The organism is Spirillospora sp. NPDC127506, assembly GCF_040302145.1.
In the GTDB taxonomy this organism is placed as follows: Bacteria; Actinomycetota; Actinomycetes; order Streptosporangiales; family Streptosporangiaceae; genus Spirillospora.
Genome location: NZ_JBEORG010000014.1, coordinates 143,532 through 155,063, shown reverse-complemented (window position 1 = coordinate 155,063; position 11,532 = coordinate 143,532). Strand labels below are relative to the sequence as shown.

10 protein-coding genes are annotated in these 11,532 nt (G+C 74.6%); 6 read left to right on the top strand and 4 right to left on the bottom strand.

Features of this window, described 5'->3' with window-relative positions; translation table 11 throughout:
* The 3 genes from ABTW95_RS16375 to ABTW95_RS16365 all read right to left on the bottom strand — a co-directional run.
* The coding region (locus ABTW95_RS16375) for a serine/threonine-protein kinase (RefSeq protein WP_500226669.1) at positions 1–983 on the bottom strand (983 nt) is incomplete at its 3' end.
* Between the two features lie 69 nt (positions 984–1,052).
* Complete coding sequence (locus tag ABTW95_RS16370; RefSeq protein WP_500226668.1) at positions 1,053–2,264, bottom strand: MFS transporter; 1,212 nt, start codon at positions 2,262–2,264, stop codon at positions 1,053–1,055.
* 142 nt (positions 2,265–2,406) lie between these two features.
* Entirely contained in the window at positions 2,407–2,940 is a 534-nt protein-coding gene (locus ABTW95_RS16365; RefSeq protein ID WP_396449285.1) for a TetR/AcrR family transcriptional regulator, read from the bottom strand.
* Between the two features lie 143 nt (positions 2,941–3,083).
* Here ABTW95_RS16365 and ABTW95_RS16360 point away from each other — a divergent pair, with 143 nt between their 5' ends.
* Both ABTW95_RS16360 and ABTW95_RS16355 read left to right on the top strand, forming a co-directional pair.
* Complete coding sequence (locus ABTW95_RS16360; RefSeq protein WP_500226671.1) at positions 3,084–4,259, top strand: cysteine desulfurase family protein; 1,176 nt, start codon at positions 3,084–3,086, stop codon at positions 4,257–4,259.
* A 44-nt stretch (positions 4,260–4,303) separates the two neighbouring features.
* Positions 4,304–5,131, top strand: a complete 828-nt coding sequence (locus tag ABTW95_RS16355) for a DUF1206 domain-containing protein (RefSeq protein WP_500226667.1) — start codon at positions 4,304–4,306, stop codon at positions 5,129–5,131.
* 23 nt (positions 5,132–5,154) lie between these two features.
* Here the strand turns inward: ABTW95_RS16355 and ABTW95_RS16350 are convergent, their stop codons facing one another.
* Positions 5,155–6,237: a DUF695 domain-containing protein gene (locus ABTW95_RS16350; RefSeq protein WP_500226666.1), complete on the bottom strand. Its 1,083-nt coding sequence runs from the start codon at positions 6,235–6,237 to the stop codon at positions 5,155–5,157.
* A 68-nt stretch (positions 6,238–6,305) separates the two neighbouring features.
* Here ABTW95_RS16350 and mnmA point away from each other — a divergent pair, with 68 nt between their 5' ends.
* From mnmA to ligA, 4 genes are all read left to right on the top strand, one after another.
* Entirely contained in the window at positions 6,306–7,388 is a 1,083-nt protein-coding gene (mnmA, locus tag ABTW95_RS16345; protein WP_396449282.1) for a tRNA 2-thiouridine(34) synthase MnmA, read from the top strand.
* 85 nt (positions 7,389–7,473) lie between these two features.
* A complete protein-coding gene (locus ABTW95_RS16340; RefSeq protein WP_396449281.1) occupies positions 7,474–8,292 on the top strand; it encodes an LLM class F420-dependent oxidoreductase in 819 nt (272 codons plus the stop codon).
* A 25-nt stretch (positions 8,293–8,317) separates the two neighbouring features.
* Positions 8,318–9,319: a methionine synthase gene (locus ABTW95_RS16335; RefSeq protein ID WP_500226665.1), complete on the top strand. Its 1,002-nt coding sequence runs from the start codon at positions 8,318–8,320 to the stop codon at positions 9,317–9,319.
* A 40-nt stretch (positions 9,320–9,359) separates the two neighbouring features.
* The gene (gene ligA, locus ABTW95_RS16330; protein WP_396449279.1) at positions 9,360–11,528 is read left to right on the top strand and encodes an NAD-dependent DNA ligase LigA; all 2,169 of its coding nucleotides are present in this window, start codon (positions 9,360–9,362) and stop codon (positions 11,526–11,528) included.
* Positions 11,529–11,532: the final 4 nt, after the last annotated feature.

Sequence of the window (11,532 nt, the reverse complement as noted above, 5' to 3'; positions counted from 1 at the left end):
GGTCGTCGAGGTCTCCTGCCCGCACCCCCGGCCCCGGCCGCGCCCGCCGTCCCGGCGCCCGCGGCGCCCGCGCCCGCCGCCCCGGCTCCGGCGGCGCCGCCCGGGCCGAGGGCGAGCGCGGTGAGCGGGAACAGCATCGACAGCGCGGCGGCCGCGCCCGCGAGCGTGCGGACGCCGCGCCCCTCCCAGTCGGCCCCGTACGCCCCCGCCGCGACCGACTCCAGCTCGGCGACGAACGCCGCGGCCCCCATCGGGCGGTCCCACGGGTTCTTGGCCATGCCGCGCTCGATCAGCGGGCGCAGCGGCTCGGGGACGTCCCCGGCCGGGACGGGCGCCGTGAGGTGCAGGCCCATGAGCCCGGCCCCGTCCGCGGCGGCGTAGGGGCGGCGTCCCGTCACGCACTCGAAGAACACGCACGTCGCCGCGTACACGTCGGTGGCGGGGGAGGCGGGCTCGTCCCGCCACTGCTCGGGCGCCATGTAGACGGGCGTTCCGGAGCGCCCCGACGCGCCCGCGTCCACGGCGATCCCGAAGTCGATCAGCTTGCTCAGCCCGTCGCCGCGCACGATGACGTTCGCGGGCTTGTAGTCGCGGTGGACGATCCCGAGGTCGTGCGCGGCGGCGAGCCCCAGCAGCGACCCCTTGAGGACCGCCAGGGCCGCCTCCGGCTCCAGCGGCCCCCGCTCGGCGAGGACCGCCTTCAGCGGCGCGCCGTCCACGGCCTCCATCACGATGGCCGCGCCCTCCGGCCTCTCGACCAGCCCGAACAGCTCGGCGACGAAGGGGTTGCGGAGCCGGCTCAGCAGTGCCGCCTCGGCCCGGAACCGCTCCCGGAACTCGGCGTCCCCCGCGAGCCGCTCCCCGAGGTACTTGATCGCCGCGGGCCGCCCGGTCGCGTCATGCCGCGCCAGCACGACCCGCCCCTGCGCCCCCTCGCCGAGCACGCGCAGCTCGCTGTACCCCGGAACGCGCCAACCGCCCATGAACCGCCCCCATCAGCCGCCGTGACCCATGGGGGTTATACCGGATCGCCGGCCCCGCCCACGAGGCGGTCAGGCGGCGATGGGCTCGGGCCGGGTGTCGTTCGGGTCGCCGGCCTCGGCCGGTGCGGGGACCGCGACGGCGGGGGCCGGGCGGAACCGGACGAACCGGGCGCCCGCGGCGATGAGGAGGGCGAGGACGACGACGGTGCCGACGCCGACGCGCAGGGAGGTGGCGTCCGAGAGGAAGCCGACCACGACCGGGCCGAGCAGCAGGCCGCCGTAGCCCATCGCGCCGACCTGGGCGACGGCCGCGGCCGGACGGTCCGGCGCGGCGGTCCCGGCCAGCGAGATCGTCGTCGGGACGACCGTGCAGACGACCAGCCCGGTCACGAAGAACCCGGCGATCGCGACGGCCGGGTTCGGCGCCAGCACGACGACGGTCATCCCGGCCGCGGTGCCGAGGCCCGCGCCGGTCAGCAGCCGGCGGGTGCCGACGCGCATCCGGACGCGGTCGCCGACCAGCCGGCCGAGCAGCATCGCCAGCTCGAACACCGGGTAGCCGACGGCGGCCACGGCCTCGGTGGCGCCCAGTTCGTCGTGCAGGAGCAGGCCGCTCCAGTCGGCGATCGAACCCTCGGTCATGAACGCGATGAAGCCGAGGACGCCGATGAGGTACACGGCGGCGGGCATGCGGCGCCCCCTGCGGCCCGTCCCGGGCGCGGCGGGCGCGGCGGGGTCGGGCAGGTAGGTGCGGCCGAGCGCGAGGCCGGCGGGCAGCGACAGCAGCGCGGCGGCCAGCACGGTCCCGGTGAACCCGAACCCGGCGGCGGCCGTGGCGACGCCGAACAGCCCGCCGCTCATCGCGCCGACGCACCAGCCGGCGTGCATGCCGCTCATGACGGACCGGCGGTACGCGTGCTCGACGACGCTGCCCTGCGCGTTCATCGCGATGTCGGTGATCCCGAACATCATGCCGAACAGGGCGACGGCCGCGAGCAGCAGCCCGTAGGTGGGCGCGAGCGCCACCGCCGCGTACGAGAGCGCGGTCAGCGGCAGCGCCGCCCGCAGCACCGTGCGGCTGCCCGCGCGCGCCATGACGCCGCGCAGCGCCTGCATGGCCGCGATCGCGCCGAGACCCCAGACGAGGACGACGATGCCGATCTCGCCCTCGGTGGTCCCGAACTTCCCGGCCAGCGCGGGCATGCGCGCCACCCACACCCCGGTCAGCAGGCCGGCCAGTGCGAAGGTCAGGAACGTCCCGGAACGGGCACGGAACAGCATGGTTCACCTCTTTCTGGTCTCGGCGGGGCGCACCCCGGTGGTGCCGCGCAGGCGTTCCTGCACGGCCGCTTCGTGCGGGTTCTCCGCGTGGTGGGAGTGCTCCGGGACTCGGGGGAGCCCGGAGGGGGCCGTGTGGCCCGGGTCAGCGCTCCAGCAGGGCGAGCAGCCGCTGTTTCAGCGCTTCGAGTTGTCGCTCGTCGTACAGGCCCGGGGCGTGGCTGACGACTTCCCAGAGCCCCTCGGCCGCGAGGCGGACGACCATCGCGATGCCGGGGTCGGGGTCCTCGGCGGGGTCGCGGCCGTGCCAGCGCCGCATCGCCTCGTTCAGCGGCTCGGCCTGCTCCGGGTCCGCCGCGGCGGCCGTGATGGCCGACCAGCGCCGGTAGGCGCGGGCCTCGCCGGTGAGGATCTCGAACGTCGCCTCGACGTAGGCGCGGGTGTAGGCGCCGGGCGCGCCGTCGCCGTAGGAGTCGATGTAGGTGGCGATCAGGTCGTCGAACTCCTCGATGACCCGGGCCACCATCGCCCGGACGAGGGCCTCCTTGGTGGGGAAGTGGTAGAGCAGCCCGCCCTTGCTGACGCCGGCGCGGTCGGCGACCGCGGTGAGCGTCAGCGCCTGCGTCCCCTGCTCGGACAGGACGGCCTCCGCGGCGTCCAGCAGCGCTTCCCTCGTCATGACCCCTCCACTGTACCGGCTGGACGGTACACCGGGTGAACCGGCCCGGTGGCGGCGCTATTCCCGGCCCGGCCCCCGGCATCCGCGCTACCGCGCGGGCAGCGGCGGGGAACAGCGGGGGCGCGGATACTGTTGACCGCGTGGTGACCTACCTCGACCATGCGGCGACGACCCCGATGCTGCCCGAGGCCATCGAGGCGATGACGGCGGAGCTACGCGAGCTGGGGAACCCGTCCTCCCTGCATGCGGTGGGGCGGCGCGCCCGCCGCGTCGTCGAGGAGTCCAGGGAGATCATCGCCGAGGCGTTCGACGCCCGGCCGAGCGAGGTCGTGTTCACCTCCGGCGGCACCGAGGCCGACAACCTGGCGGTCAAGGGGCTCTACTGGGCGCGGCGCGCCGCCGATCCGGCCCGCGTCCGCGTGCTGGCCGGCGCCATCGAGCACCACGCCGTCATGGACGCGGTGCAGTGGCTCGCCGACCACGAGGGCGCCAAGGTCGACTGGCTGCCGGTGGACGAGCTGGGCCGCGTCCAACCCGACGTCCTGCGCGAGGCGCTCGGCTCCGGGGACGACGTGGCGCTCGCCACGGTCATGTGGGCGAACAACGAGGTCGGCACCGTCCAGCCCGTCGCGGAGCTGGCCGCCGCCGCCCGCGAGCGCGGCGTCCCCCTGCACACCGACGCCGTCCAGGCCGCCGGGCACCTGCCCGTCGGCTTCGCGGCGAGCGGCGCGCAGGCGCTGACCGTCACCGGCCACAAGCTCGGCGGCCCGATCGGCGTCGGGGCGCTGCTGCTCGCCAAGCCCAAGGAGCCGGTGTTCCTCGACCCGGTGCCGCTCCTGCACGGCGGCGGGCAGGAGCGCGACGTCCGGTCCGGGACGCTCGACACCCCCGCCATCGCCGGGTTCGCCGCCGCCGTCCAGGCGGCCGCCGCGCACCGGGAGGCCGAGGCGCGCCGGCTGGCCGGCCTGCGCGACCGGCTGATCGAGGCCGTCCGCGCCGCGGTGCCGGACGCGGTCCTCAACGGCGACCCCGCCGACCGGCTGCCCGGCAACGCGCACTTCTCCTTCCCCGGCTGCGAGGGCGACGCCCTGCTCATGCTGCTGGACGCGCGCGGCATCGCGTGCTCCACCGGGTCCGCGTGCTCGGCGGGCGTCTCGCAGCCCAGCCACGTCCTGCTCGCGATGGGCGCGAGCCCCGAGCGCGCCCGCGGCTCGCTGCGCTTCACCCTCGGCCACACCTCCACCGAGGCCGACGTCAAGGCCCTCGCCGACGCCATCGGCCCGGTCGTGGAACGCGCGCGCCGCGCCGGTCTCAGCTGATCTGCCCAGGTTTGACCGTCCGTTGAACGGGGACAGCGTCGGCCGTGACGACGGACGTGCGCGACGGGATCAAACAGGCGGCGGGACACCCCTGGTTCCACCGCATGTCGAGGGTGGGGCTGGTCGCCCGCGGCCTGCTCTACCTGCTCATCGGATGGATCGCCCTGCAGGTGGCCTTCGGCGGAGGCGGCGAGGAGGCCGACCGGCAGGGCGCGCTGCAGACCGTCGCCGGGAAGCCCGGCGGCCTGGTCGTCGTCTGGCTGATGGCGGCCGGTTTCGCCGCCCTCGCCCTCTGGCAGTTCGCCGAAGCCGTGTACGGGCGTCCCGTCCCGGACGGCGACAAGCCCACCGAGCGGCTGGCCTCCGCGGCGCGCGGGATCGTGTACTCCGCCGGCTTCGCGGGGACGCTGGCCTTCGTCTTCGGGCACCACGGGAAGTCGAGCGACCAGCAGTCCAAGACCCTCACGGCGCGGCTGATGGGCGAGCCCGGCGGCCGCTGGCTCGTCCTGGCGGTCGCCGCCGGGTTCGTGGTCTGGGGCGCCGTGGTGATCGTCAGCAGCGTCCGCCGCAAGTTCCTGGAGGAGCTCAAGACCGCCGAGATGAGCGATGCGGCGCGCCGCGTCGTCCAGCCGCTCGGGATCGTCGGCAACGGCGCCCGCGGCGTCCTCGGCCTCGCCGTCGGCGCCTTCCTCGCCCACGCGGCCGTCACCTTCGACCCCGGGAAGGCCCGCGGCCTGGACGGCGCCCTGCGCGAGTTCGCCGACACCCCCGCCGGGCCGTGGGGCCTTGCCGCGGTCGCCGCGGGCGTCCTGACCTTCGGCCTGTACTCCTTCTGCGAGGCCCGCTGGCGCAAGGTCGACGCGACCCGCTAGGACCACCCGCGAGGCCCGGCCCGCTAGGGCTGGTACGGGGCGAGGGCCTTCCAGCCGGGGTCGGCGGTGGAGGCGACCTTGGCCTTGCCCTCCGGCCACCCGGCGGCGAGCTGGTCGAGCTCGGACACGACGCCCGAGTCGGGGTCGGCGTACAGGTGGAAGACGCGCAGGCCGTCGCCGGTCTCCCGGACGGCGAGGACCGCGCGGTCGCCCAGCTTGGCGAGCTTCTTCTCGAACGCGCGCAGCGCGCCCGCCGACGGCTCGACCGGCAGCCGGTCGGGGTTGCTGTTGGCGTACGGGACGGTGATCGCCACGTGCAGGTCGCAGAGCGGGTAGTCCTGCCGGTGCAGCGGGAACCGGGCGCCGAGGCGGGCCGGGTGCCCGCGCGGGGTGCGGCCCTCCCCGGTCAGCCAGGCGGGCTCGGCGAACGGCTCGGCGACCTGCTCGACGACCGCGGGCAGCATCGACGGCGGCAGCGAGTCGATCGGCGCCTCCTCCGCGGTCGCGACCTCGCCGATCCAGCGGGCCACGTCGTCCTCGCCGAGCGCCCAGTACAGGACGTTCAGCGCCACCTGGAGCCGCTGCTCCTCGGCGACGAACAGGAAGTCGGGGTGGTAGGCGCTGATGTGCACGCGGGCGCGGTCGGTGTCGGCGCGCATGCCCAGCCGGACGTACTCCAGGTCGAACTCGTGGTCGCCGAGGATGAGGTCCTGGGAGAGCATCTCCGGGTCGGCCTGGCGCGCCGGGTGGAAGCTCCAGCCGTCGGCCGCGGCGCCGGCGGGCGCGGCGCGCGCCCACCGCTCGGTCACGCCGCGCAGCTCCGGGTCGCCGCCGCCGGTCACGGTCAGCGACGGGTTCCGGTCGTCGGCGCCGCCGATCTCCCACTGGAGCCCCGGATGGATCCGGTGGACGCGGCGGGACAGCTCCTCGATCGTCTCCGCCGACAGCCCCTCGCCGGGCACGGCGGACTCCGCCGCGGCGGGCTCCGGCCCGGCGGCCAGGGAGGCCTCGATCGTCGGGCGGGCCTGGGCCCACCACTCCCAGAACTCGCTGATGGCGGGCGGTACGATGGCGGACGCCTCGCGCGGACGGCGGAAGATTCCCATAGCGGCCCCAATCGTACGCGGAAATGCGGGCGGCGGACCGGGCCACGCCGCGTACCCTCGAAGGCACCATGACTCTTCGCGTTCTCGCCGCAATGTCGGGCGGCGTCGATTCCGCCGTGGCCGCCGCCCGCGCCGCCGAGGCCGGGCACGACGTCACCGGCGTCCACATGGCCCTGTCCAGCAACCCGCGGTCCTACCGGACCGGCGCGCGCGGCTGCTGCACCCTGGAGGACTCCCGCGACGCCCGCCGCGCCGCCGACGCCATCGGCATCCCGTTCTACGTGTGGGACCTCGCCGAGCGGTTCCACAAGGACGTCGTGGAGGACTTCGTCAGCGAGTACGCGGCCGGCCGCACCCCGAACCCGTGCCTGCGCTGCAACGAGAAGATCAAGTTCGCCGCGCTGCTGGACCGCGCCATGGCCCTCGGGTTCGACGCCGTCTGCACCGGCCACTACGCCCGCCTCGAGGACGGCGTCCTGCGCCGCGGCGTCGACCCCGCCAAGGACCAGTCGTACGTCCTCGCCGTGTGCACCCCGGAGCAGCTCGCGCACGCGATGTTCCCGCTCGGCGACACGTCCAAGGCCGACATCCGGCGGGAGGCGGAGCGGCGCGGCCTCCAGGTCGCCGACAAGCCCGACAGCCACGACATCTGCTTCATCGCCGACGGCGACACGCGCGCCTTCCTCGCCGAGCGGCTCGGCACCGCGAAGGGCCCGATCGTCGACACCGGCGGCAACCGGGTCGGCGAGCACGACGGCGCCTACGCCTACACGATCGGGCAGCGCAAGGGCCTGCGGATCGGCACCCCCGCGCCGGACGGGCGGCCCCGGTACGTCCTCGACATCTCCCCGGTCACGAACACCGTGACGGTCGGGCCGCGCGAGGAGCTGGACGTCCACGAGATCACCGGCGAGCGGCCGGTGCGGCTGAGCGACGTGCCGGACGGCCCGTTCGACTGCCAGGTCCAGCTGCGCGCGCACGGCGAGGTCCACGACTGCACGGCCGAGCTGCGCGGCGGCGAGCTGCGCATCAGCCTCGCCGCCCCGGCGCGCGGCGTCGCGGCCGGCCAGGCCGCCGTGCTGTACGACGGCGACCGGGTCCTCGCGTCGGCCACGATCTCCGTGGCCCGGCTCTCCTCCCTCGGGCGCTGAGCGCTCCGCCGTACCGTGCCCCCCGGGGGATCACATCGGGCCCGGGTGTCTTATGGTCGCGTAGGCGAGCATTGGGAGGCGTGTTGTGGAGTTCGGTGTTTCGACGTTCGTGACCGATGACGGGATCGGGCCGGCGGCCCTCGGGCGGGCGCTGGAGGAGCGCGGCCTCCGGTCGCTGTACCTGGCCGAGCACACCCACATCCCGGTGAAGCGGGAGTCGCCGTGGCCGGGCGGGGCGGAACTGCCCCGGATGTACTACCGGACGCTCGACCCGTTCGTGGCGCTGACCGCCGCGGCGGCGGTGACCGAGCGGCTCCGCGTCGGGACGGGCATCGCGCTGGTCGTCCAGCGGGACCCGATCATCCTGGCGAAGGAGACCGCCTCCCTCGACCTGGTCTCCGGCGGGCGCGCGGTGCTCGGCGTCGGCGCGGGCTGGAACCGGGAGGAGATGCGCAACCACGGCACCGACCCGAGGACGCGGATGCGGCTGCTCCGCGAGCGCGTGCTCGCCGTCAAGGAGCTGTGGACGAAGGACGAGGCCGAGTTCCACGGCGAGTTCGTCGACTTCGACCCGGTGTTCTCCTACCCGAAGCCCGTCCAGGACCCGCACCCTCCCGTGATGATCGGCGGGGCCGGGCCGACGACGTTCGACCGCGTCGTGGAGTTCGGCGACGGCTGGCTGCCGATCTACGGGCGCGACACCGGCGTGCTCGCCGCGAAGATCGCCGAGCTGCGCGAGCGGGCGGGCCGCCGGGTGCCGGTGACGGTGTTCGGGGCGCCGGGCAGGCGCGAGGCGATCGAGGAGCTGGCGGCCGCGGGCGTCGACGAGGTCCTGTTCAACCTGCGGACCGAGCCGGAGCCCGACACGCTCCGCTACCTGGACCGGCTCGCGGAACTGGTGTGATCACCGCGCCGCTAGGCTCTCCCGTGTGACGAGTTATCCCTGGCGAGCCGGGACGGCGACCGGCATCGGGTCCTACCCGGGGGACGACCCGGCGGAGGCGCTGCGGGTCGTCCTCGGCGAGCTGCCCGAGCTGCCGCATATGCCGGAGCTGCCCGCGCGCGGGCCCGGCGCCGACCTGACCGGGCGGACGGCCGGGCTGCTGATCGACATGCCGGTGCGGGTGGAGCCCTCCGGATGGCGGTTCGCCGACCGCCCCGGCCGCGACACGATGCGCGCCCGCGACCACCTGGCCCGCGACCTCGACGCCCTGGAGGAGGTCGCGGGCGGCCACGACGGGCCGTTCAAGATCCAGGTGTGCGGGCCGTGGACGCTGGCGGCCACGATCGAGCTGCGGCACGGGGACCGCGCGCTGAAGGACCCGGGCGCCGTCCGCGACCTGGCCGCCTCGCTCGCCGAGGGCGTCGCCGCGCACGTCGCGGACGTCCGGCGCCGGCTGCCCGCGGCGGAGATCCTGCTGCAGCTGGACGAGCCCGGCCTGCCCGCCGCGCTCGCCGGCACCGTCCCGACCGCCAGCGGGTTCTCCCGGCTGCGCGCGATCGAGGAGCCCGTCGCGCAGGAGGCCCTGCGCGGCGTGATCGACGCCGCCGGCGCGTACACGGTCGTGCACTGCTGCGCCCGGAACGTCCCCTACGGGCTGCTGCGCGGCGCCGGAGCCCATGCGGTCTCCGTCGACCTGGCGCTGGTGCCGGAGCGCGACGACGACGCGGTGGGGGAGGCGATCGACGCCGGGACGGCCCTGTTCCTCGGCGCGGTGCCCGCCGCCGACGCCGCGCTGCCGTCCCTGCGGGCGACGGGCGAGCCGGTGCGGGAGCTGTGGCGGCGGCTCGGATTCCCGGCCGCGCGGCTGGCGGAACAGGTCGTGATCACCCCGGCCTGCGGCATGGCGGGCGCGTCGCCCCGGTACGTCCGCGACGCCCTCAAGCGCTGCCGGGACACGGCGCGGATGCTTTACGAAGCCGCCGCGTGAGGCGCGACGTAATGTCGGACCCGTTGGCGACAATAGGGGCATGACCATGAGCGACGGCGTTCCCACCGAGGCACGGCAGCGGCACCGCGAGCTGAGCGAGGAGCTCGAAGAGGCCAACTACCGGTACTACGTCCTCGACCAGCCGACGCTCACCGACGCGGAGTACGACCAGCGGATGCGGGAGATCCGCGCGCTGGAGGAGCGGTACCCCGAGCTCGTCACGCCCGACTCGCCGACGCAGAAGGTCGGCGCGCCGATCGTCACCGACTTCAGGACCGTCCAGCACCTGGAGCGGATGCAGAGCCTCGACAACGCGATGAGCGACGAGGAGCTGGTCGCGTGGGACGAGCGCGTCGTCAAGGAGGTCGGCGAGGTCGCCGGCTACCTGTGCGAGCTGAAGATCGACGGGCTGGCGATCGCGCTGACCTACGAGAACGGGCGGCTGACGCGCGGGGTCACCCGCGGCGACGGGCGCACCGGCGAGGACGTCACCAACAACGTCCGCACGATCGCCGACGTCCCCGACCGGCTGGCGGGGGAGGGCTGGCCGGACGTCCTGGAGGTCCGCGGCGAGGTCTTCCTGCCGGTCGACGGGTTCGAGCAGGTCAACGCCGCGCAGGTCGAGGCCGGCAAGGAGCCGTTCGCCAACCCGCGCAACGCGGCGGCGGGGTCGCTGCGGCAGAAGGACCCGCGCGTCACCGCGCACCGGCCGCTCGGCATGCTCGTCCACGGGTTCGGCGCCTGGCGCGGCGGCGAGCAGCCGGAGAGCCAGTCCGGGGCGTACGAGCTGATGCGCGGCTGGGGGCTGCCGATCAGTGACCGGTACAAGGTCGTCGGCGGGCTCGACGCCGTCCGCGAGTACATCGCCGAGTACGGCGAGAACCGGCATGACACCCCGTACGAGATCGACGGGGTCGTGGTGAAGGTCGACCAGTTCTCGCTTCAGCGGCGGCTCGGGTCGACGAGCCGGGCGCCGCGCTGGGCGATCGCGTGGAAGTACCCGCCGGAGGAGGTCAACACCAAGCTCCTCGACATCAAGGTGGGCGTGGGGCGCACCGGGCGCATCACCCCGTACGGCGTGATGGAGCCGGTGAAGGTCGCGGGTTCGACCGTCGACCGGGCCACGCTGCACAACGCGGGCGAGGTCAAGCGCAAGGGCGTGCTGATCGGCGACACCGTCGTGCTGCGCAAGGCCGGCGACGTTATCCCCGAGATCCTCGCGCCGGTGACCGCGCTGCGCGACGGCTCCGAGCGCGAGTTCGAGATGCCGACGCACTGCCCCGAGTGCGGGACGGAGCTGGCCTACGAGAAGGAGGGCGACGCCGACATCCGCTGCCCCAACGCGCAGTACTGCCCCGGGCAGCTGCGCGAGCGGGTCTACTTCGTCGCGAGCCGCAACGCCCTCGACATCGAGGCGCTCGGATACGTCGGGGCGACCGCGCTGACGCAGCCGCTGGAGCCGGAAGAGCCGCCGGTGAAGAACGAGGGCGACCTGTTCCACCTGACCGTCGACCAGCTGCTGCCGATCAAGAGCCTGGTGCTCGACCCGAAGTCCGGCACGCCCAAGATCGACCCGAAGACCGGCGAGCCGAAGGTCGTGTCGTTCTTCGCCACCAAGGACGGCGAGCCGAAGAAGACGGTCGAGATCCTCTTCGAGGAGCTGGAGAAGGCCAAGAAGCAGCCGCTGTGGCGGGTGCTGGTGGCGCTGTCGATCCGGCACGTGGGGCCGTCGGCCGCGCGCGACCTGGCCCGCGAGATGCGCTCGATGGACGCGATCGCGAACGCGACCGAGGAGGAGCTGGCGGCGGTCGACGGGGTCGGGCCGACGATCGCGGCGTCGATCAAGAAGTGGTTCGCGGTCGACTGGCACCGGGAGATCGTCGACAAGTGGCGGGCCGCGGGCGTCCGGATGGAGGACGAGGGCGCCGCCGGCCCGCGTCCGCTGGAGGGCGTCACCGTCGTGATCACCGGGTCGCTGGAGGAGTTCAGCCGCGACTCGGCGACCGAGGCGGTGCAGCGGCTCGGCGGCAAGGTGTCCGGCTCGGTGTCGAAGAAGACCGGATTCGTGGTCGTGGGCGACAATCCCGGGTCAAAGTACGACAAAGCCGTCAAGCTGGGCGTACCGGTCCTGGCGGAGGAGGGCTTTCGCGTGCTGCTCGCCGAAGGGCCGGATGCGGCCAAAAACGTGACTTTGCGCGCCGATGAATGACATG